General features: G+C 63.1%; 20 protein-coding genes. 6 read left to right on the forward strand and 14 right to left on the reverse strand.

Annotation, left to right across the window (positions count from 1 at the left end):
* The first annotated feature begins 3 nt into the window (after nucleotides 1-3).
* Together cas5 and sufT are read left to right on the forward strand one after the other, a co-directional pair.
* Nucleotides 4-159, forward strand: coding sequence for a CRISPR-associated protein Cas5 (gene cas5, locus ABWK72_RS11200; protein ID WP_367875334.1), 156 nt, complete (start codon nucleotides 4-6; stop codon nucleotides 157-159).
* Between the two features lie 511 nt (nucleotides 160-670).
* Nucleotides 671-1,216, forward strand: a complete 546-nt coding sequence (gene sufT / locus ABWK72_RS11205) for a putative Fe-S cluster assembly protein SufT (RefSeq protein WP_367874879.1) — start codon at nucleotides 671-673, stop codon at nucleotides 1,214-1,216.
* 145 nt (nucleotides 1,217-1,361) lie between these two features.
* On the opposite strand, the gene ABWK72_RS11210 is transcribed toward sufT, so the two are convergent.
* Nucleotides 1,362-2,495: a M42 family metallopeptidase gene (locus ABWK72_RS11210; RefSeq protein ID WP_367874880.1), complete on the reverse strand. Its 1,134-nt coding sequence runs from the start codon at nucleotides 2,493-2,495 to the stop codon at nucleotides 1,362-1,364.
* Between the two features lie 83 nt (nucleotides 2,496-2,578).
* Between ABWK72_RS11210 and ABWK72_RS11215 the strand changes: the two genes are divergently transcribed.
* From ABWK72_RS11215 to ABWK72_RS11225, 3 genes are read left to right on the forward strand one after another with little or no spacing between them, the layout of a single operon-like run.
* Complete coding sequence (locus tag ABWK72_RS11215) at nucleotides 2,579-5,713, forward strand: ankyrin repeat domain-containing protein (RefSeq protein ID WP_367874881.1); 3,135 nt, start codon at nucleotides 2,579-2,581, stop codon at nucleotides 5,711-5,713.
* A gap of 8 nt (nucleotides 5,714-5,721) precedes the next feature.
* Complete coding sequence (locus tag ABWK72_RS11220) at nucleotides 5,722-7,308, forward strand: sensor histidine kinase (protein WP_367874882.1); 1,587 nt, start codon at nucleotides 5,722-5,724, stop codon at nucleotides 7,306-7,308.
* Nucleotides 7,305-7,982 carry a response regulator transcription factor gene (locus tag ABWK72_RS11225; protein ID WP_367874883.1) on the forward strand — a complete coding sequence of 226 codons (678 nt, stop codon included), beginning with the start codon at nucleotides 7,305-7,307 and terminating at the stop codon, nucleotides 7,980-7,982. Before ABWK72_RS11220 ends, ABWK72_RS11225 begins: the two co-directional genes overlap by 4 nt.
* Nucleotides 7,983-8,076: 94 nt before the next feature.
* Here ABWK72_RS11225 and ABWK72_RS11230 read toward each other — a convergent pair whose 3' ends face one another.
* The 6 genes from ABWK72_RS11230 to ABWK72_RS11255 form a co-directional block, all read right to left on the reverse strand.
* Nucleotides 8,077-9,414 (reverse strand): UdgX family uracil-DNA binding protein, encoded by a 1,338-nt coding sequence (locus tag ABWK72_RS11230; protein ID WP_367874884.1) that lies wholly within the window; start codon nucleotides 9,412-9,414, stop codon nucleotides 8,077-8,079.
* Entirely contained in the window at nucleotides 9,401-10,639 is a 1,239-nt protein-coding gene (locus ABWK72_RS11235; protein ID WP_367874885.1) for a putative DNA modification/repair radical SAM protein, read from the reverse strand. Before ABWK72_RS11235 ends, ABWK72_RS11230 begins: the two co-directional genes overlap by 14 nt.
* Nucleotides 10,640-10,714: 75 nt before the next feature.
* The gene (locus ABWK72_RS11240) at nucleotides 10,715-11,077 is read right to left on the reverse strand and encodes a hypothetical protein (RefSeq protein ID WP_367874886.1); all 363 of its coding nucleotides are present in this window, start codon (nucleotides 11,075-11,077) and stop codon (nucleotides 10,715-10,717) included.
* Nucleotides 11,078-11,162: 85 nt separating this feature from the next.
* Nucleotides 11,163-11,333 (reverse strand): DUF1328 domain-containing protein, encoded by a 171-nt coding sequence (locus tag ABWK72_RS11245; RefSeq protein ID WP_367874887.1) that lies wholly within the window; start codon nucleotides 11,331-11,333, stop codon nucleotides 11,163-11,165.
* Nucleotides 11,334-11,363: 30 nt separating this feature from the next.
* On the reverse strand, nucleotides 11,364-11,804 hold the full coding sequence (locus tag ABWK72_RS11250; RefSeq protein ID WP_367874888.1) for a PA2169 family four-helix-bundle protein: 441 nt from the start codon (nucleotides 11,802-11,804) through the stop codon (nucleotides 11,364-11,366).
* A 167-nt stretch (nucleotides 11,805-11,971) separates the two neighbouring features.
* Nucleotides 11,972-12,274 (reverse strand): hypothetical protein, encoded by a 303-nt coding sequence (locus ABWK72_RS11255; protein ID WP_367874889.1) that lies wholly within the window; start codon nucleotides 12,272-12,274, stop codon nucleotides 11,972-11,974.
* Between the two features lie 134 nt (nucleotides 12,275-12,408).
* Between ABWK72_RS11255 and ABWK72_RS11260 the strand changes: the two genes are divergently transcribed.
* Entirely contained in the window at nucleotides 12,409-13,098 is a 690-nt protein-coding gene (locus tag ABWK72_RS11260; protein ID WP_367874890.1) for a helix-turn-helix domain-containing protein, read from the forward strand.
* On the opposite strand, the gene ABWK72_RS11265 is transcribed toward ABWK72_RS11260, so the two are convergent.
* From ABWK72_RS11265 to ABWK72_RS11295, 7 genes are all read right to left on the reverse strand, one after another.
* The gene (locus ABWK72_RS11265) at nucleotides 13,095-14,543 is read right to left on the reverse strand and encodes an arylsulfatase (protein WP_367874891.1); all 1,449 of its coding nucleotides are present in this window, start codon (nucleotides 14,541-14,543) and stop codon (nucleotides 13,095-13,097) included. The genes ABWK72_RS11260 and ABWK72_RS11265 overlap by 4 nt on opposite strands.
* A 90-nt stretch (nucleotides 14,544-14,633) precedes the next feature.
* Complete coding sequence (locus tag ABWK72_RS11270; protein ID WP_367875335.1) at nucleotides 14,634-15,335, reverse strand: cadherin-like beta sandwich domain-containing protein; 702 nt, start codon at nucleotides 15,333-15,335, stop codon at nucleotides 14,634-14,636.
* Entirely contained in the window at nucleotides 15,301-16,578 is a 1,278-nt protein-coding gene (locus ABWK72_RS11275; protein ID WP_367874892.1) for an ELWxxDGT repeat protein, read from the reverse strand. The genes ABWK72_RS11270 and ABWK72_RS11275 overlap by 35 nt, the downstream gene beginning before the upstream one ends.
* Nucleotides 16,578-18,047, reverse strand: a complete 1,470-nt coding sequence (locus ABWK72_RS11280) for an ELWxxDGT repeat protein (RefSeq protein ID WP_367874893.1) — start codon at nucleotides 18,045-18,047, stop codon at nucleotides 16,578-16,580. Before ABWK72_RS11280 ends, ABWK72_RS11275 begins: the two co-directional genes overlap by 1 nt.
* Nucleotides 18,048-18,119: 72 nt before the next feature.
* Nucleotides 18,120-19,388 (reverse strand): glycoside hydrolase family 76 protein, encoded by a 1,269-nt coding sequence (locus ABWK72_RS11285; protein WP_367874894.1) that lies wholly within the window; start codon nucleotides 19,386-19,388, stop codon nucleotides 18,120-18,122.
* 145 nt (nucleotides 19,389-19,533) lie between these two features.
* Nucleotides 19,534-20,622 carry a Gfo/Idh/MocA family protein gene (locus tag ABWK72_RS11290; protein ID WP_367874895.1) on the reverse strand — a complete coding sequence of 363 codons (1,089 nt, stop codon included), beginning with the start codon at nucleotides 20,620-20,622 and terminating at the stop codon, nucleotides 19,534-19,536.
* Nucleotides 20,623-20,629: 7 nt separating this feature from the next.
* Nucleotides 20,630-21,487, reverse strand: coding sequence for a neutral zinc metallopeptidase (locus ABWK72_RS11295; protein WP_367874896.1), 858 nt, complete (start codon nucleotides 21,485-21,487; stop codon nucleotides 20,630-20,632).
* Nucleotides 21,488-21,743 lie beyond the last annotated feature (256 nt).

Genomic DNA, 21,743 nt, shown 5'->3' on the forward strand with positions numbered 1-21,743 from the left:
GCGATGCCGACGGGGCCGGAGGCGGTGATCACCTTCACCGTGGAACTGCTGATCTCGAGCTGGCGCAGGTCCACCTCGTGGGGAATCAGGGAATCGTACCACTTCCCCTTCTTTTCCGCCGCCGTCGGTGGTGCGTCCGCTTGCATGGGGGCGGGCTGACTCTTCATGCGGTCGGCAGCGGTGGCGTCGATTTCGATTTCGATCCGGCGCGCGCGGGCGCCATCGATCTGCCAGACGCCCTTCCACCAGCCGCCGAGGCCGACCTCGACGCGGAGATCGTCGGCATCGATGGCTTTGATCAGGCCGCCGCTCCGGGCCCTGAAGGATTCCGTGTCCATGCGGGTGCCGCTCCAGCGGAAGGGGCCGAACTCGCTGGAAACCTGGAGGGCCTTGTCCGCCTCCCCGGCCAGCATGCGGCGGAAGGACTCGCTGTGAAGCCAGCTCCGCAGCCAGATGTAGCCGCCGCCCATGACCACCACGCCCAGGGCCAAGGCCGCGATCAGGACGCGGATGGCCCAGCGCCCGCGGGCGCCGCTGGCCGGGTTCCTGGCGGTTCCCGGCTCCGTGGTGGATCTCCTCCTCTGTCTCCGGCTCATGCGTGGAAGCTGGCCTGTTTCCCCCGGCGCGGCAAGCCGCTTGCACCGCCGGGGCGCATGGCTACACTACTCCCATGCACGAGGAAATCTCCCTGGCCCGCGAGGTCGAAGCCATCCAGATCCCCAGCGGCGACGCGATCACGCTGCCCGCCGGGACGCCGGTCTTCATCACGCAACGGCTCGGTGGCACCTACACGGTGGCCACTTCCGCCGGGCTGGCGCGGATTTCTTCGAAGGATGCCGACGCGCTGGGCGTGGATCTGGAGAAGGAGAAGGAAAAGCATGCGGAATCGGTCCGGCTGAAGGACGCCCCGCTGGAAGAACAGGTCTGGGCCCAGCTCAAGGGTGTGTATGACCCGGAGATTCCGGTCGATATCGTCAATCTCGGCCTCGTCTACGACTGCGGGATCGAGGAACAGGATGGCAAGAAGATCGTGGCGGTGAAGATGACGCTGACGGCACCCGGCTGCGGCATGGGCCCGGTGATCGCAGCGGACGCGCAGGCCAAGATCATGATGATCGAAGGCATCGACGATGCGAAGGTGGAGCTGGTGTGGGACCCCGCGTGGAATCAGGACATGATCTCCGAAGAGGGGAAGATGAAGCTGGGGATGATTTGAGAGAATGACGAATGTCTTTGGGAAAATGACGAATGTCGAATTCTCGAATGACGAATGAAGTGTGTTTCAGAAGGGGCTCTCGCCAGAGGCGGACCATCTCTTTGGACACACGACATTCGGCATTCGGAAATTCTGAATTCGTCATTCAGAGAAACCTTGTGAGCCCCTTCACCGTGGGGTCGTCGAGCCTTCTCGCCAGCGCTACGGCAAGCGAGACCATGTGGAGGTAGTCGTTCACATCGATGACCGAGTTGTGCGAGTGGATGTAGCGCGCGGGGACGCCGAGGACGACGGAGGGTGTCCCCTCCCCTGCCAAGTGGAATGAGCCGGCGTCGGTGCCGCCGCTGCGGCGCACGGTGACCTGGTGGGGAATCCCCTCTTCCTTCGCGGTCCGGATGGCGAGTTCCGTGAGCCGCGGATTCATGATCGCGCTGGGATCGAAGAGGCGGATTTGCACGCCGCCGCCGAGCCGGCCCTGCGCCTCCGCGCGGGAGAAGCCGGGGGTGTCATCGGCGGGCGGCCCTTCGAGAATGATGGCCACGTCCGGCTTGGCGTGGATGGCCGCGGTCCTGGCGCCGCGCAGCCCGACTTCCTCCTGCACGGTGCCGGCCAGGATGATCTTGTTAGGCCGGATGGCGGATGCCAGCACCTTGCCGGCTTGGATCGTGCCGGCCATGCCGACGCGGTTGTCGAAGGCCTTGGCCATGAACCAATCCTCGCGCTGCAGCGGGGTGAAGGGCGACCAGGGGGCGATGGGATCGCCCACGGAGACGCCGAATTCCTGCTCCGCTTCGAGCCGCGAGGTTGCGCCGATATCGATGTGCATCTGGTCGATGCTCATCAACTGGCGGCGCTGGGCCTCCGGGAGGAAATGCGGCGGCTTCGAGCCGACCACGCCGATGACCTTTTCCCCGGAGCGGGTGCGGATCTCGACGCGTTGCGCGAGGATCACGTGCTCCCACCAGCCGCCAAGCCCGAGGAACTGGATGAAGCCGTCCGGGGTGATGTTCTGCACCAGGAAGCCGACCTCGTCCATGTGGCCGGCGATGATGACCCGCGGGCCTTCGCCTTCGAGGCTGCAGAAGACGCTGCCGGAGCGGTCGGTGGAGAGTTCGCCGCATTCCTCCATTTCATCGACGAAGATCGCGCGGACTTCGTCTTCGTGGCCAGGCACCGAGTGGGCCTCCGTCAATTCCTGTAGCAAGGAGATCGCCTTTTCCTTCACGCCCGTGACGTTATCGGCACGAGGCGGGGCGGCGCAATCTCCAAGGCGGGGCACGGGACGCACCCCTCCTTGGCGACACCTTGCACTCATGACCATTCCATGACAAAGGGAGGAGCGGAAGCTGCCACTGTCGCACCATGACTCGCAACCCCATCCACCGTTCCGGTCTGCTTCTTCTCGCCATGCTGACGCCGCTCGCGCCGCTAAGTGCGGAGGACGAGTCCCCGCGCGAACTGCTGCGCGATGCGCTCTACGCGGAGGAAGTCACCCGCGATCCTGCCAAAGCCGCGGAGCACTATCAGAAGGTGCTGGAGCTCTATGAAGAGGAGCGGCCCTTCGCCGCCACGGCCCTCTTCCGCTTGGCGGAGGTGCGGCGCAAGCAGGGCAACAAGGAGGAGGCGGCGAAACTCTATCAGCGCCTGCTGCGCGATTTCCCCACCGCCGAAGTGGAGGGCAAGCTGGCCCGCGAAAACCTGGTGGCGATGGGTGGCGCGGTGCCGGAGGCTGGAGCGCCCGGCGAAGATGATGCCGAGTCCAAGGAACTGCGCCGCCTGCAGGAACTGAAGCGGACCAGCCCTGACCTGGCGAGGGATCCCAATCTCCTCTCCAGCGCGGCCTCCGCCGGGCAGATGCGGACGATGGCCTTCCTGATCGAATCCGGGATCGATCCCAACAGCGGCCCGTTCCTCTCGAGCGCCGCGGGCAGCGGCAACCTGAAGGCGGTCGAGTTCCTGCTCGCCAAGGGCTGCGACCCGGGCAAGCCGCCGAATGACGTGGCCATCAACGAAGCGGTCAAGAACGGCTTTCACACGATTGCGGAGGCGCTCTTGAAGGCCGGCGGGAAGGCCACCTACGTGTACCGCTTCGCGGAATCCTCCGACGGCGGCCAAGCGACCTTCATGAGCATGCTCCATCTCGCGGCGAAAGCGGGCGACGAACGGATGTGCAAAATCCTCCTCGATCACGGCGCGGATCCCAATTTCATGCCGGAGTTTTGTTATCCCACCAGCGTCGGCCTGAACAAGAAGCCCGCTCCGGTAGGCAGCGCCCTTCATCAGGCAATCTACGATGGCGAGACCGGGGATGGGATCTTGCCTGCGCTGCTTCTGAAGGCGGGAGCGAAAGCCGGTCTCGCGGCACCGGGCACCGGATTAACGCCCCTTCACTTTGCCGCCCAGCGGGGGAGTCCGGCGGTGGTGCAATTGCTGCTGGATGCCGGCGCGCCGGTCGATGCGAGGACTGCCGGGCCCAAGTTCCAAGACTCCGAGCACGTGGCGGAAGTGACTCCTCTACTCTACGCGGCCGAGCGCGGCTCGCCGGAAACCATCCGCTTGCTGCTATCCAAGGGTGCCGATGCAAATGCCGAGGATAAGAACGGCGCATCGGCCTTGAGCTATGCTCTGGCGTCGAAGAAACCCGAGGTCTTGGATTTGCTGATCCGGGCCGGGGCGAAAGTTACATCGCCCGAACTGATCGCTTCCGCCATCGACCGCGGATCAAAAGAGGTGGTCGCGAGGCTTTTGGACGCGGGAGCCGATCCAAATGCCTATTCGCCCAATTACAGAAAGCCGCCTCTGGAAATAGCAGCGGAGAGAAACTCCTCCACCGAGATCCTCCGAATGCTGCTCGATCACGCTGCCAAACCCGGCGAGGAGTGGCTCAACTCCTCATTCCGGAACTCCACGGACGAGAACCGGAAAGTTCTCACGGAGAAGTTCGTCTATCCCGATCTGATGGCAAAACCTGCGGTGACTCTCGTTTATCCGGACGCCATGACCCGCAACGAGGCGGCGGTCCGGGATGGCGATGCAGCGCCTGCCTCGCTGGAAGAATTGCTCCTCAAGGCCACCAAAATCCCCCACTTCAGGAGAGGCCAAACGGGCCAAGTTACGGGTTCCGATGGCTTTCCGGCGCTGGTGACCATCGTCCGCACGAATGCCACGGGCGGAACGGACAGGATCGCGGCACGGATCGACGGTTCGGCGGCGCTGCCGAAGCTGCAGTGGGGAGATATCGTGGAGCTTGCGGTCGATTGGCAAGACTCCGATGCCAATGTCTACCGCAATCGGAATGTCGAGTATCGCGATCAGGTCTTCCCCAAGATTGCGTGGCTCCTGCGCAAACAGGTCACGGTGCCGATCACGGTGAGTTTCGGCGATGCGGCGCTTGCGATGACGCTTCGCGGCGACCGTCTCGTCTATCATCCCGGGGAAAACGTGGCTCCCTTGTTGCCTGCCGGGCCACTGGCCGGCTTGCTGTGGAACGGCTACGTGCCGAAGAGCCTGGTGGTGCGCCGTGGCGGTTGGCCGGAAATCCGGATCAATATCGACACTCCCGAGTGGAGGCGCTTTGAGTTCCAAGCAGGCGACCATGTCCTGCCCGAGTATCCGGCAGAGTATGCAAGCAAGCAGGCGGAATGGCTGACCAAGCGCATCAGCCTGAGTGTACCCGGCACCGGCTTTGTGAAATCCTGGAGCAATGCCGAGCCCGCGACGGCTCCGACACTGGTGGAGATCATCGCGGATCTTTATGCCTCCTGGCATCCGAATGACCTGGAAAATCTTCCCGAGGGCGGTTCCGAAAGGTGGGCCGAGATTTCCGCCCGGGAATTGGACGATGCACTGGGACGCTACGGAAGGGGAGGCAGCCGGTTTATTCCCTTCCCCATCGTGCCGGAGCATCCCGATTTTTCCAGAATCCGAATCCTGCGCCGCGATGCCGAGGGGAAGGAAACCGTGCTGGACGTCGATCTGGCCAAGGCGATCGCGGCCTGCACCGAGGCCACCGCGCCGGAGGAGGTCCGCCGCCAGGATGTCGCGCTACAGGCGGGAGACCGGGTGGAATTACCGCTCAAGGCGACACCGCAGGCGGGGCCGTGGGGCGGCTTCACGGCGGAGGAGAGCCGCTTCTTCGGCAAGGTGCTGGGCGGGAATTTCCAGCTGACGGATGTCGCAGGCGACATCCGTCGGATCCGTCTGAACTGGCAGCAGCCGAAATGGACCACTTCACCCGGAGGCTTGCTGCCCTTCCCGCCCGACGGAGGGGTGCCCTCGTCCAATACGCGCTTCCAGAGCCTCAGTTCCCCCGGCAACCCAGGCGTGAACGGTCTCCTCTTGATTCGTGGCGATGCCGAGGAGAGACGCACCGAGACCGACATCTTCATCCGCGATGGCGACCGGATCCGGACGGGCAATGGGTTACAGCCGCCCATTCCGGGACAACCCCAGTCAAGGCCCCAACCGAGGGCCATCTCACCACAGCCACGCCGCTAACGCCCGTCATGCGCCGTGAATCCCCGCCTTCCTTCCTCTGGCTTGCCCTGGCGCTGGTGTTGCCGCTGGCGGTGCTGGTGGCGGTGGCCGGGCACGGGATGCAGGCCCAACTCAAGGCGGCGCGAGCCGAGGCGAGGGAGGAAGCGGAACGCCTTGCGCCGCTGCTCGCGGACAGTCTCACCCGCGAATTGGAGGCGGGGATGGCGACCATCTCCACCTATCAGGACCCGCCGCTTCCCGGTGCGCCGTCGGAATTGGACGCGGTTCTCGACGGCAGCGATCCGACGGCTCTTGAAGAGCTCCGCGATAACCCGGACGCGGGGCTGTCGCCAGCCGGCCTGCCACGCCGTGCGCTGGCGGCATTGCGACTTCAAGTGATCGATCGCTCGCGCCAGTCCAAGCAATCGATCACCGACCTCCTGATCCGGGATGCTCCCTCATCGCTTACGGCAATCGCTTTGGAACGCCTGCCTGCCATGGAGGTCGATCGGGCCAAATGGCGGGAGACGGAGGAGCTTCGCCGACTCGCGAAGCAGAGCCGCAATCCTGACGGTGAGTGGATCGATCGCGGCAACCGGCTTTCGTTCGTCAGGCCCGGCGATGGAAGGCTTTCACACGTGAGCATCGAGAGAGCAACATGGGCTGAATCCGAAAACCGACGGGGGCTTCCGCCGTGGGCATTCGCCCATGTTTTCCGGAGCGCGAGCGAGTGGCCCGTGTTGGCAACGGCACCCATCGGGCTCGGCACGGGCTTGGTTTTGGGCATCTCCCCGCTCAATAACGGCAGCCTCATCGAGGCCCCCATACGCCGGCAACAAAGGTGGACGGCGGCGATCCTTACGACGGCGGTTGCCGTGGCGGCGATCGCGCTGTTTTTCATCCACCGGACCTTGCGGCGGGAACGGCAGCTCAATGAAATGAAGAGCCAGTTCGTCGCCAGCGTGTCGCATGAGCTGCGTGCGCCGGTGGCCTCGATCCGGCTGATGGCCGATGCGCTGGAGGAGGGCAAGCTCGCCCCGGAAACGGCGAAGGAATTCCACCGTCTGATCGCACGAGAAGGCGCGCGGCTTTCGACGCTTGTCGGGAATGTGCTGGATCATGCGCGGATCGAGCAGGGCCGTCGGGTTTGGAAAATGGAAGCCACTGATCTCGCGGCGCTGACGGCGGACACGCTACGCGTGATGCAACCGCTGGCGGCGGAGAAGCAGATCGCGCTGAGTTCGCGGCTCGATCCCGTGGAGGCGGCGGTGGATGCCGGGGCGATCCAGCAGGCGCTGGTCAACCTGCTCGACAATGCGATCAAATTCTCGCCGCCGTCTTCAGCGGTAAGCGTGACCCTTTCCATCCACGAGAACCGTCGTACTTGTGAACTGCGGGTGAGCGACGAGGGACCCGGGGTGCCCAGAGCGGAGCAGAGCAGGATCTTCGAGCGCTTCTACCGTCCCGGCGACGAGCTGCGGCGTGAGACCCAGGGCACTGGCATCGGCTTGAGCCTGGTGAAGTCGATTGCCGAAGCGCATCGCGGCACGATTGCCGTGGAGAGCGAGCCGGGCCGTGGCAGCATCTTTATCCTCCGCATTCCCCTGGGCGCATGAGATTGCTGGTGATCGAAGACGAAGCGCCGATGCGCACGGCGCTGGTGGAGACGCTGAAGGCCGAAGGCTATCGCGTGATGGCCGCGGCGGACGGGATTTCCGGGCTGGAACTCGCCTGCACGGAGAGCTTCGACTTGGTCCTGCTCGACGTGATGATGCCCGGGCTGGACGGCTTCGCGCTGTGCCGGGACCTGCGCAAGCGTGAACGAACCATGCCGGTGCTGATGCTGACCGCGAAGGGCCAGGTGGACGACCGCGTGGAGGGCCTGGACAGCGGCGCGGATGATTATCTGGTGAAGCCATTCAGCCTGCGCGAGCTGCTGGCACGGGTGCGGGCCTTGTTACGGCGGAAGGAGCGGCAGGATTCGGTGGGCTCGGAACTTGTCATCGGGAGCGCCACCGTGGATTTCGAGAAACGGGTCATCACCCGCGGCGGGACCCGCCACGAAATATCAGAGAAGGAAGCTGGCATGCTGCGTCTGCTCGCCACGCATGCGGGCGAAACCGTGAGCCGCGAGAAGTTCCTGGACGTGGTCTGGGGATATCATGCGTATCCCAGCACGCGGACGGTGGACAACTTCATCGCGGCGCTGCGGGGGAAGCTGGAGGAGGATCCTTCGCGTCCGCGGCATCTGGTGACGGTGCGGGGGAGCGGGTACCGGCTCGAACCCTAGACGCCCGCCACCTTCAGATCCGCCACGAACTGCTTATACTCCGCGTCCTTCCGTATGTCGTCCGGCAAGCGCAGGAGATAGGACGGATGCACCGTCAGCACCACCCGTGGTGCCAGATGCGGGGCATCCACAAGGCCCCGTGCTTTCGAGACTTGTACCCCGCTCCTAACAGGGATCGCGCTGCCGTGCCGCCCAGGAGGATGAGAACATCCGGAGCGACCTTGGTCAGCTCCGCCAATAGCCACGGCTTGCAAGCATCGATCTCGCCTGCCGCGGGCTTCTGGTGAAGGCGAAGTTTTCCACGCGGCGTCCATTTGAAGTGCTTCACCGCATTCGTCACGTAGATCCCGGTGCGATCCAAACCGGCCTCGGCGAGAGCCTTGTCTAACAGCTTTCCCGCAGGCCCGACGAAGGGCCTGCCTTCGAGATCCTCGCGGTCGCCCGGTTGCTCACCGACGATCATGATCCGGGCATTCCCTGGCCCCTCTCCTGCCACGGCGCAAGTGGCGTGCTCCCACAAGGGACAGTGGCGGCAAGCCTGCACCATCCGCGCGATTTCAACGAGCGAGGCACTTGCGGCGTCCTTCATTGGCGGTGCTTCCGAGAGCTCCTGCAAGCGGCCGAGGTAGCCGTTCCTCGGCGCAGGCCGCACCGCCCGGCCCTCTTCCGCGATCATGCCTTCGGTTCTGGCGCCGCTGGTCCGGGTCAGTTCCTCGATCAGCTCCGCTTCCGGCAAATTCTTCCAGTAGCGTTTCGGCATCTCGCCTTGCATCGCTTTCAGCTTCAGCCGTGCCGGATTGAAGATGCTGCGGTAATAGGTCCGCCAGATCGCCTCAAGGGCATCGGGATCGTCGCAGGGATTTTTCTCCACGCCGCCGGTGAAGCTCAATTCGCCGCCGATCCAGTGCGCACAGCCCTTCGGCGTGAAGATCGACCAATCCATGTTAGCGAAGCGGTTGCGGAAGAAGGGTGCCGCCGAGTCCACGCTGAAGTGGTCCGGTTCGAACCAAGCGACGAAGCGCTCGCGACCGCCTTCGTCCTCGCCGGCCTTCCGGAAGCGAACGAAGGCGTGCATCTTGTGGATCTCCCGCCGCACGTTCTTCGCCATCAAGCGTGCCTTCGCCACGTCGGGATCGCTGGCGATCTCCAACAGGCTTCTTTCCCCTAGCCGCGCGATCCGCCATAGCAAGCGGTAGAGCAAGGCCCAGCGCCGCGAATCGCCATGACAGGCTACTTCGCGGGCAAGCTCGACGAAGGCGGGCGGCACGGAAAGCTTCGCTGGCGGCCCCGCCGCGACTTCACTTTCGCCAAAGAGGCTCGCGGTGGTCCCGGGCTCCCACATCACCTCGCCCGGTGCCACGCCTTCCGCAAGCAGGCTGCGGGCGGCCTGGCGCCATGACTCGAAACCCTTGCCCGGATCAACCCTGCGCATGGCCGAAAAGCTCAAGTTGCTGAGGGCGCGGCGCGAAGCGGGCCAGCAAGCGGTCACTATCCAGAAGGTAGCGCGCCGGATGGTGGTCGGCGGTGATCACGAAAGGACGCACCTTATCCAGGGAAACGCGCAGCCGTGCCAGATCTTCCAGGCGGAGCTGCTTGTGACGACGGATCACGATCAAGCGGTCCACATTCTTCACGCCGAGACCCGGCACGCGCAGCATCGTTCCGCGGGACGCTTTCTGAAGATCGAATGGAAAGTCCTGCCGGTTCCGCAGGGCCCAGGCGAGCTTCGGATCCATGGTGAGATCCAGATTGGGAAACTCCGCCGGCAAAATCTCTGAAGTACTAAAACCGTAGTGGCGCATCAGCCAGTCCGCCTGATAGAGCCGGTGCTCCCGCAGCAGCGGCGGGGCGACCGCGGGCAAGAGCGAGGAGGGCTCGGGAATCGGGCTGAAGGCCGAATAGTAGACCCGCTTCAAGCGGTAGGAGCGATAAAGCTCGTCCGAGCGTACGAGGAAATCGGCATCCGTCGAGGCGTCAGCGCCGACGATCACCTGCGTGCTCTGCCCGGTCGCGTGGCGCAGCTTGCGGTCGCCCGTGCGGCGCTGCTCCGCGGCGTCGTCGAGCTTCACCCGGATCCGGCCCATCGCCTGCTTGGTACGGGCCAGATTCTTTTCCGGGGCCAAGCGGTCTAAGCTCGTCTGCACGGGCAACTCGAGATTGATGCTGATCCGGTCGGCATAACGCGCCGCCTGCTCGATCAACTCCGCCGAGGCCTCGGGGATTGTCTTGAGGTGGATGTAGCCGCGGAAATCGTGCTCCTCGCGCAAGGTTCGGGCCACACCTACGACTTGCTCCATCGTGTAGTCCGCGCTGCGGATAATTCCGGAACTCAGGAAGAGGCCCTCGATGTAGTTCCGCTTGTAGAAGTCCAGTGTCAGCTTCACTGCTTCCCCGGCGGTGAAGGAAGCCCGCCGCACATTGCTCGACCTGCGATTGATGCAGTAGTGGCAATCGTAAAGGCAGCGATTTGTCAGAAGGATCTTCAGCAGCGAGATGCACCGACCGTCCGGCGCATAGCTGTGGCAGATCCCCGATCCCCCAGCAGAACCTACTCCCTTGCCATCATGCGAATCCCGGCGATCCGCACCGGAACTGGCACAAGAGGCATCGTATTTGGCTGCGTCCGCCAGAATGGCGAGTTTCTCGTGGAGTTCCATGCTGTTCACATGGACAGTATCACGGGAGCGCCGTTCGGCTACCGCAAACTCCTCCGCGTTTCCGGGACAAGGGGCCTAAATCCCCAGTTCCTCAGCTTCCTCTTCCTCCTCGATGCGGCGCGCGGAGCGACAGCAATCGCTCTTGGCGAAAGCGTAAACGCCCGCAGCCAGCAGGCCGATGATGGCCGCGCCTGCGAGGACGCCGAAGGCTTGGCGTGGCGGGCTGCTACCCAGCGAACGCAGACGCTGAGCCGCGTAATTGCCGCTCGCCGAAAGACCTTGGCGAGCGGAGCCGGCGATTTCCCGGGCTCCCTTCGGAAGGGTGTAACGGGTGGTGTAGGTCAGCAATTTGGTGACGTCTCCGCGAAGATCGGAAATATCTTCCCGCACCTTCGAGAGGAGTTTCGCCGCACCGGGGTCGTGAAATGGATTGCTCATGGCATGAAGCGCGGCTCTCCGCGCGTCCCGAGCTAACATCGCGTATGGCCCCGATGCAAGTTCGCTCTGGGACGAACGGAAGGGCTCACGGCATCTTGCCGCTCACCGCGCGCGATGCTGCCGACACGACCATCAACACCAGGAAGATGGCGAATAGCACCTGTGCGATCGTCGCCGCAGCGCCAGCAATGCCCGCGAAGCCGAGGATGCCCGCGATGATGGCGAGAATGAGAAATGTAATGGTCCAGCTTAACATGAACGTCTCCTTTCGTTGTTTTCTAAAACTTCAATGGCCTACCGCAGACTCGAAGGCCTGCTTGGCGAGGCGCACCTCCGCGACGGCGTCGGTGAGGATCTCACGGTGTTCGGGAAGCGTATGCTCGTCCTCGAGCGCGGCTTGGAGCGTGCGCTCCAGTTCATCCTCGCCGCGGACGCATTCACTGAGGATCGCGTCGGACTCCTGATCCGTCATCTTGTCGCGAAGACGGATCCACCAACGGTGCACGCCGGCCTCGATGCTGCCGTCTTCGTCCGGCTTTGCGCCCTGTTCCTGGATGAGCCCCGCCATCCTCGAAGCGATCAGATCGCGACGTTGGGCGATCAACTCGAAGGATTCGGTCAGTCCTTGCTGCGGGACAAGCTTCGCCGCCTGCAGGTAGCCATCGCGCGAATCGACATAGCGGGTGAGCACGTCTTGAAGCCGGGCGGCATCGGAAGCTTGGGGCATGGTATCCATGCTCTTCTTATCGCAGCTTTGATACCACGCGCCTCCGCATCGCAGGTTTGTTGGTGCTCAGGGCATTGCACCTTGTCACTGCGGCGCTGCCTTGGCCACCGGGCGCTGCCCCTGCATGATCGGATTGCAATCCGCACCACGGCTGGCAGTCGGGCCTCTCACTTTTCCTTCTCTTCCAGCGCCAGCGCCAGAGCGATCACCTTCTGTAGGGCGATCTGTTTCTCGAAAGGGTGCGGCAGCGCTCGCTCCAGATCGAGCTGGTAGGAATTGTTCCGGCCCGCCTTCACGATTTTCAGAAATTCGCTTCTGCCCAAGGAGCCAATCAAGAGCCGCACCGAACGCTCCGTGAGATCCATGTCCCGCGCCAGATCGATCAGGCGCATCTTCGGATTCTTCGCCAAGTGGATCAGCGCGTGGCCATGCCGGCTGAGGAGTGCCCAAGGTCTTGGAGTGGCAGTCATGGCGAAAATCTACGGGTGGCCGGTTCAAAGGTGAAGAAAAAAACCGGTAAAAAACTTTTGCCTTTTTCCGGTTCCGGGACGAACGGTTCTCAACACCGGAACAAAATTACCGGTTATAAATTAAACCTATCCCGATGACCTTGGAAGAAAACCGAACCCTGACCCACGAGCAGATCCGCACTTGGCCCGCGTTCGCCTCGTATGTGGATGCCCTCTCGCGCCTGAGCCGCGGCACCGTCCAGTGCCAGATCGGAGAAGAGGAATCCGATACCTTGAACGAGGCCTCGGCCTTCACGCTCGCGGTTCCCCGCGGACAGGATACATGGCTGGTCCACGTGCCGAAGCCGAAGGAGTCGAACTCGCCGCCGCCATGGCGGGAGCCCACCGTGGTGAGAATGCTCGCCGCGATGCGGGACAACCTCACCGGCGTGAAGGCGCTCAAACAGTGGCCCTCCGCGGTCAGAGCGACTTGGCAATTGGTGATCGATCACCCGTGCCGGGCGATGACCTTGGCCGAGGTATCGAACTGCGTGAACCTGTCCGCCGGCTACCTCGGCGAGCAATTCGAGCGCGTGACCGGCAGCAGCTTCAAGCGGGTCCTGCGCGATGAGCGCATCGCCTACGCTTGCGATCTGCTGGAGAAGTCGAACATGCGGGTGGCGGAGATCGCATCCCGCCTGGGCGGACTCTCGCTGTCGCAATTCAACCGCAGCTTCGTGGCAGCCACCGGCAAAAGTCCCACCGACTGGCGGCGGAACTTCGCGCCCCGCAGGAACGCGGGCTACCCCTCCCACCCGCCCGGCGCGATGCGTAGCACCGACTAATCGTTCACACCGGGAACCTTGAGCGGAAAGGTCGGATTATCCGACATCTCCCGCTTCAGGATCTCCACCGCCTGGCTGATGATTTCCGGCTTCTCCGCGGCGAGGTTCTTGGTTTCCGCACGATCCGCGGGGATATCGTAAACTTCCCAATCCCCCGGGTTCTTCGTCATCAGTCCACGACGAAGGGCCTTGTAAGCGCCTACGCGCACGACGACTTGGCCGCCATATTCGGCATAGGCCCAGACCATCGGCTTGCGGGCGACCGGGGGAGTGCCTCCTTCTAAGACTGGCAGCAGGTTCTCGCCGTCCAAGTCGCCCGGCACGGCGAGGCCTGCTGCCGCACATAAGGTGGGAAACCAATCCGCGAAATATCCCGGCGCATCCGAAACGCTGCCCGCTTTCACCTTGCCGGGGAAGCGGGCGAGCGTCGGCACCCGCATGCCCCCTTCATAGACACTGCCCTTGAAGCCGCGGAGCCCTGCGGTGCTATTGAAGAAGGCCGTATCCACGCCGCCGATGTTGAAGCGCGAATCCGCCGCGGCCTCGAGGGTGGTACCGTTGTCGCTGGTGAATACCACCAGCGTGCGGTCGGCAACTCCCGCCTTCTCCAGCGACGCCATCACCCGGCCGACGTAGGAATCCAGATCCGAAATCATGGCCGCATAGGCCGCCCGCGGGCGCGGATGCGGTAAGTACCCAGCCTCGCCGCGATGAGGCTCCGCGTCCCACTCCTTCGGGAATTTCTCCACCGATTCCTTCGGCGGATGCATGGCCACATGCGGTTCGATGAAGGCGAGATAGAGGAAGAAAGGCCTGTCCTTGGTGGCGGCGATGAATTTCTCCGCCTCCTCCACCATCAGCTTCGGCGCATAGGTTTGGCCGATGTAGTCTTCCATCTTCACCTCGCCGTCCACCGGCTTCACATGGCCGGGAATCGGCTTGGGATTGATCTCGATCTGCTGGTCGTTCCGCCACAGGAACCGCGGGTAATAGCTATGGGCGACCGCCTGGCAATTGTAGCCGAAGAAGAGATCGAAGCCGTGGCGATTCGGATCCCCGGTGCTGCCCACCGGGCCGAGGCCCCACTTGCCGATCGCCGCGGTCGTGTAGCCCGCCTTCTTGAAAATTTCCGGGATCAGCACCGTGTCCTTCGCGATCGGCTGCTGGCCCTCCTTGAATTCCGGAAACGCCAGCTTCGCCTGCCGGTTGCCGCGGATGTCCGAGTGGCCGAGATGCTTGCCACTCATCAGCACGCCGCGCGAGGGCGCGCAGGTCGGAGCGCCGCTGTAGTGCTGGGTGAGCTTGATGCCCTCCGCGGCCAGGCGGTCGAGATTCGGTGTGGGAATCTTCTTCTGGCCGAAGCAGCCGATCTCCCCGTAGCCGAGATCATCGGCGAGGATAAAGACCACGTTCGGGCGGTCCGCGCCCGCGCCGGGCGCAAGCATAGCGACACCAACCATTACTTTCAGGGCGACTTCCAGAATCCCGTGCACGGTAGGACTAGGCGATGAAGCGGCCGGAGTTTCAAGCCCAAGCTAGCGGGACACCGAAATCCTCAAGAACCGGCGCGGGGCAGCACTGATGTTTACCGTATCGCGCACCTCCACCGTCTTGAGGCCTTGGCTTGCTTCGATCTCCCAGACGAGCCCGGGACCGCTGAACGGCCCGCCGTTGGTACTGGTCGCCAGAGTGGTCCACGGAAGGGTGAAATCACTGGTGGCTTGCACCCGGATCACCACATCGTCACGCACGGGATCGCGGGTGAAGATCATCGCCAGGCGGGTACCTTCCGCATAGTTCCGCTTCTGCGGGACCGGCAGCACTGCGCGGTCGTGAGCGCGCGGCGGCAGCACCAGGCCGTATTTGAGGAGATTCTCAATACCATCGCCATCGGGTGCCGCGAGGTCAGCGGCGATACCGGTATTCGCAATGGTGCCAAACCATGTCTGGCGCCACTCCTCGATCGCGGACAAGCGGGTCACCAGGATCGTGTAGGTCTTGGTCGAGATCCCGTCGCTGGCGGTCACCGTAATGGAAACCGGATTGCTGCCTGTCACCAAAGAAACGGGCCCGTATGGACTCCCCGGAGCCGCCGGATTTCCATTCACCGTCATCGTGGCGGAATTGTCGGAAAGTGCCGGCGTCAAGGTGATGGACGAGGCCGTCCTCGGCACCCGCACCGTGTAGCTGGTGACAAGGCTGTCAAAACCCGGGCTGAGATTGCCCGTACTCAACACCAGCCCTGTTAGATTGGTATCCGGAAACGCCAGCTTCCAGAGTTCCGTGCCTTGCGCCCCGGTAGTGGCGGAGAAATACAAGGTGCCGCGCACCTGTTTCATCTGCGAGGGCGAGGCTCCTCCACTGCCGGCGACCATGTTCTGCTACCATGACGGTGCCGCCTGCCGTGCCATCGCTTTTCCATAGCTCTTCACCGTGGATGCCATCGTTTGCGGTGAAGTGGAGAATTCCTTCCACCATCACCAGGTTCGCGGGTTGGGAGGTTGCCTTACCCGGCCAGATGTCCTTCACCATCACGGTCCCGCCGCTTGTCCCATCGCTCTTCCACAATTCCCAGCCGGCCACGCCATCGGAAGCCGTGAAATAGACCGTGCCGCCTCCGGCAGCCGTGATCGATTGGACATTACTGCTGCTATCCCCGGGTTCAATGTCCTTCACCATCACGGTTCCCGCTGCGGTCCCGTCGCTGGTCCACAATTCCCGGCCTGCCGTGGAGCTGTAGGCATCGTAGAACACCTTGCCGCCCGACACGGTCATCCAAGCGATGATGGAATCGCCCGATCCGGGCCGGGCGTCCTTCACCAGCACCGTTCCGTCAGCGGTTCCGTCGCTTTTCCACAACTCCCCGCCGTGAGCGCCGTCGTTCGCGCTGAAGTAGATCAGATCCCCTGCGGCCCGGATCTCATACGGATAGGAGCTTCCGGATCCCGGATTGATGTCCTTCACCAGAGTCGTTCCCGCCACCGTGCCATCGCTCCGCCAGAGCTCATAGCCGCGGGCGGGATCATAGCCTGAGAAATACAACCGGTTTCCCGCGACCCCCGGATAGAGGGGATACGCGTTCGTGTCCAAGGTCGCCAAGAGGGTGGTGCCCCCGGGAGTCCCGTCACTCTTCCACAGCCCGTAACCGCCAGTTCCGGCATTTGCCTTGAAAAAGACCGTCCCACCGACGGCGACCAATTCGGAGGGATGCGAAGAGCCCGGGCCGAAGTGGATATCCTTGAGCATGTGGGTTCCCGTCTCGGTGCCGTCGCTTGACCAGAGTTCGATCCCGTTCATTCCATCGTCCGCGGTGAAGAAGACCCTGCCGCCCGCTGAAACGAAATTCGCGGGCGACGAATCCCCGGGACCCGGATTGATATCCTTAACCATCGCGGTCTCGAAAAAACCGCTTCCCGTGCTGATCCAGAGTTCGCGGCCGTTGAAGCCGTCATCCGCCGCGAAACAAACCGCCCCTCCCATCAACGGGCCTCCACCCACCGCCACCACCGCGGAGGGAGATGAACTCCCCCCGGCTCCACGTTGCTGACGAGCGAGGCCCCGAAGCCGAAGCCGTCGGTTTTCCAAAGCTCCCTCCCCTGCAAAGGGTTACTGGCCGCGAAGTACAGCGTGTCGTCCACAGCGGTCAGCCCGTCGGGAATCGAGCTATCAGGGCCCGGTGCAATGTCTGCCGCCAATGCCATGCTGCCGCCTTCGCATTTCCACAATTCGTATCCTTGGCTCTCGGTGTAGTAGCGGAAGTAGAGTTTGTCCCCCGCCGCGACAAACCGGTCGGGAGCGGGGCTTTCGGAAACCATATCGACCAGCATGGTGCCGGAGAACTGGCCACTCGCCCACAAGCCAAAGCCGAAGTTGCTCCTCGCGAGGAAGTAGCACCTGCTCCCGAACGAGTCCGTCATCCCGGTGAACTTGTAGGGCGAGGAACTCTCCGGACCGGGCATGATATCCTGCACCATCACCGTGCCCGGCCCGGTGCCGTCGCTCCTCCAGGGTTCCTCGCCATGGACCCCGTCATTCGCACTGAAATAGAGATCCGCCCCGACTGCCGTCAAAGAGCGCGGCATGGATCCGCCGAGCCCCGTCACGATGTCCTTGAGCGGTGCCGTTCCGGTATCCGTTCCGTTGCTCTTCCAAAGCTCCATCCCGTAGGCGGGATCATTCGCGACAAAGTAGAGGGCTCCCCCTACGACGGTCATCCCGGCGGGAGAACCGGAGTCGGGGCCGGGGACGATGTCCCGGACGATCGCCGTCCCAGCCGCGATGCCGTCACTCTTCCACAACTCAAGCCCGTGGCTCGGATCGAAGGCGGCGAAGTAGAGTGTTCCGCCGGAGACCGCGAAATGGGCTAGGAAAGATTCGGCCGGACCGGGATAGATATCCAATACCATGCCCGTTCCCGCAGCGGTTCCATCGCTCTTCCAGAGTTCCCTCCCGTAGAGCGGGTTCACCGCGGTGAAAAACAGCATGCCCCCCGCGGCCATCAGATTCCGCGGCACGGGACCGTTGGCGAAAGTACCGCCCGCGGCGATGTCCTTGACCATTACGGTCCCCGCTTCCGTGCCGTCGCTCTTCCACAGTTCCCTGCCATTGACTCCGTTATCCGCCACGAAATAGAGGGTACTGCCGACTGCCGTCAGGTCGGACGGATTCGAGCCGAAAGCACCGGGAAAGATATCCTTCACCCGCACGCTGCTCGCGGAGGTGCCGCCGCTTTTCCACAGTTCATTACCGTGTGCGCTATCCGTCCTCGCGAAATACAAGGTGCTTCCGAGCTTGCAGAGATTCTCCGGCGAACTGCTATACCCTTGCGGTGTCGTGCGGATGTCATCGACCAACTGGGGAGCATCCGCCCAAGAAGCCGGAAGGGATGCCGCGAGGATGGAACCGGCCACGACACGCCGCAGCCACGCGAAGAGCAATTTCGTTTTCATTTCGGGGAAGGACGATTGAAGCGAACTGCCATATCATCCTGACCGGGACGATTTGTAAAGAATCCCGAAAAATCAGTTCCTCACCAATTCGTGAATCCCCCGACTCAACCCCGGGCAGGTAGCGCCGCCACAATCGCGATCAACGCCGACAATTGCGTGTTGAAATTGTGGATCTCCGCCCGGGGCGGTTCTTGCCATTCCAGTGGATAGAGTCCGTCCTTCGTCTTGCTTCTCAGAATCGCGGCGGCACTTGCTTCCAATACCCGCTCGATCCGTCCCGCCGTCTCCGCGTGCAGGTTCCGCCGCCGCATGGTCCGGGCGAGAATCGCAAAATACCTCGTGCAGATCCCCTTGAACATTCCGACGTCCCAGCCGTCGGGTACTAAGCTTCTCGTACAAGACCCCGTCCTCCCGCACCACGCCGGACTTGGCCATCACTGTCTCAGCAATCGCAGCCGCTTCTTCCAGATGTCCCGCCTTTCCCGTCACCGAATATAGTGCTTCCAGCGCCCCGAGATAGGCACCCTGGTTATAAGTCCAGTAGTCTCCCTGATGTCCCGGTCGATCGACGATCCCGGTCCCATCGTAGAGCTTAACCTCCTTCTCCCAAGCGAGCGTCTTCTCCGCCCACCCGAGGAATGGCTTCTCCTTTGTCACTCGATAAAGCCGCGCCGAAAGCACCACGAAAAGACTGTTCGTGATCGCATTCGGATCGCGCTTGTCCGCCTCCTCCCCCCAGGACACCCCGCCTTCCTTCCGCCAGTTCGCGGCCATGTGCCGGTGGATCGCGACCGCCGTGCGCAGGTAGCGCGGATCTTTGGTCCGCTCGTGAAACTTGAGCCACGCGATGCCCCACCAAGCCGAGTCATCCAGATACTCGTTGCGGAACTCGCTGCCGTGGACCTTCCCCGGATCGAGGGTCTTCACGCGACGCTCCAGCCTCTTGTCGTCCTCGACCTTCCATTGCCCCTGCTTCTTCAGGGTCTCCGCGATCACTGGCATGCGGCTGCCGCGCAAGACATTGCCCTGATGGATCTGGCGCAAGCGATCATCGTAGATCTTCGTGCCGGTGAGGTCCATGTAGTCCACCATGGCCTCCACCCCATTCGCACAAGACCACCAGGGCGGATTGATCTTCCCGTCGAAATGGGCGCGCAGATCCTTGCCCGGGCGATCCAGCCAATTGGCCAATTCCGGGACCCAGAAGATCTCATCCAGCTTCGCCATGCCCTCGCGGAAGCGCTTCGTGAGATCTTCACGCGAAGGCTTTTCCTGCGCACTCGCTCCAGAAGGCAGGAGCACCGCCGCGGATAGTAATCTTAGGAATTCAGCGCGTCTCATCGAGCGGGAAAAGAAAAGGCATTCAACCGCGAAACAACGCGAAATCCGCGAAACTTGGAACAGCCGAAAGCCATTTCATGCATTGCTCTTCCTGAATTTCAGATTTCGCGCTCTTTCGCGTTTTTCGCGGTTAAATCTTAGACCTTCAGACTGCCGCCACCTTCACCGCTTTCCCCTCCCGGATCGAGGCATAGATCGCCTCGATCACCAGCAGGTCCTTCAAGCCCTCCTCACCGCCGGGGGTGAAGGGTTTGCCTGCCATGACCGCTTCCGAGAAAGCATCCATCTCCGTGGCGAAGTGATCCACCGCGGGAAACTCCACCTTCACATCCGGCCTCGAGGTCCAGCCCTTCAGGCCATCGTAGCTGTATGCCGGGTCCATGCCGAATCGCCCCTTCTGGGCCACGGCGGTGTAGAAGTTCGCGCCGTTGAATCCGTAGGTCGTCATCACGGACGCCATCACGCCGGAGGGGAATTTCATCGACCAGGAAATGGTCTCGTCAACTTCGGCAAATTTTACCGGATCCGTCTTCGTCTCCTGCGCCGTCACTTCCACCGGCTCCTCGCCCGAAAGATAGCGGCAGGCTTGAAGCGCGTAGATGCCCACGTCCATCATCGCCCCGCCGCCGGCCAGCTTCTTGCGCAAGCGCCACTGCGTCGGATCGCCGATCTGGAAGCCGAAGCCGGCCTCGATGAACTTGAGATCGCCGAAGACTTTCTCCCGCGCCAAGCGCATGCACTCGCGATGGTGCGGCTCGAATTGGCAGCGGTAGCCGACGCCGAGCGTCTTCCCCGCTTGCTTCATCGCCGCGATCATCCGCCGGCATTCCTCCGCGCTGTTGGCCATCGGCTTCTCGCAGAAGACATGCTTCCCGGCCTTCGCGCCGCGGATCACGAATTCCTCGTGCATCGAATTCGGCAGCACGATGTAGATCACATCCACGTCCGGATTCTCCGCCAGCTTGTCGAAGGTCTCGTAGTTATAGACGTGGGTCTCGGGGATCGCGTACTTCTTCTTCCACTCCTCCGCCTTTGCCGGCGTGCCGGTGACGATCGCCGCGAGCTTGCAGTTCTTGGTCTTCGCCAGCGCGGGCGCGATCTGGTTGGTGCTCAGCGAACCGAGCCCCACCAAGGCCCAGCCGAGTTTCTTGGGGCCCGCCTCCTGGGAGCGGGCTCCGGTGGTGAGGGCGGCGGCGGTGGCCCCGAGGGTCGCGAGGAAAGGTCGGCGTTGCATGGGTCTTTTAAAGGTCGTCGGTCTGGAACGTGTTGTTGGGATCGAATCGATCACTCTGCAACCCCTTCTTGAACCAGCGCATGCGCTGCTCGGAGCTGCCGTGGGTGAAGGAGTCCGGCACCACTTGGCCCTGCGCCTGCCGCTGCAGCGTATCGTCGCCGATCTGCTTCGCCGCCCGCAGCGCTTCCTCCAGATCCCCTTGATCGAGGAACTCGTATTTCTGCTGTCCCTTTCGTGCCCACATCCCGGCCAAGAAGTCGGCCTGCAATTCGAGCCGCACGGAAAGCTGGTTCGCCGCCGCCTCGCCGCCCTGCTGCTGCGCCGCGTGCACCTTGCCGGAGATCCCTAACAGGTTCTGCACGTGATGTCCGACCTCGTGCGCGATCACATAGGCCTGCGCGAAATCCCCCGGTGCCCCGAAGCGCTCGCTCAGCTCATTGAAGAAGGACAGGTCGATGTAGACCGTGCGGTCCGCCGGACAGTAGAAGGGCCCCATCTGCGCCCCCGCAAAGCCGCAACCGCTGCGCACCTGGCTGGTGAAGATCACCAGCTTCGGCTCCTGATAGGCTTTGCCCATCCGCGCGAACTCCTCGTGCCAGATGGTCTCCGTATCCTTGAGGATGGTCGCGACGAAGGCTTTCGTCTTCTCTTCTTCCGGTGAGGCCGGAGCCGAGACCCCGGGACCGCCTCCTCCGCCTGTCTGCTGCAAGAGCGCCATCGGATCTCCCCCCAGCATCCAGACCACGAGCAGTAGCACTAAAGTCCCTAGCCCTCCGCCGAGCGCCATCTTGCCGCCACCACCACCCCCGCCACTGCCGCGACGGTCTTCCACATTCCCGCTCTGCTCTCGTCCTTCCCAGCGCATGATCGTTATTCCGGTTTCGTCGCTAACATGGGGGCCAACCGCGGGAGTCGGCAATCTCCAATCGTCAGCTCCCCCGCTGTCGGTCGGAGAATTTGCTTGGGCACCCGAAAAATTCAACGATCCGGAATCAGGCCCCGCAAGCCCGGCGGTGCTTGGCACCTGGCCGGAAAGAGCGCGGGCAATTGCCGATGGAAACATCCGGGCTACCTTGCGAGCGGGATCTCGCCCCTTCGGGCCGATACCGACCAGCCACCGC

This window comes from Luteolibacter sp. Populi, assembly GCF_040801775.1.
GTDB lineage: Bacteria > Verrucomicrobiota > Verrucomicrobiia > Verrucomicrobiales > Akkermansiaceae > Haloferula.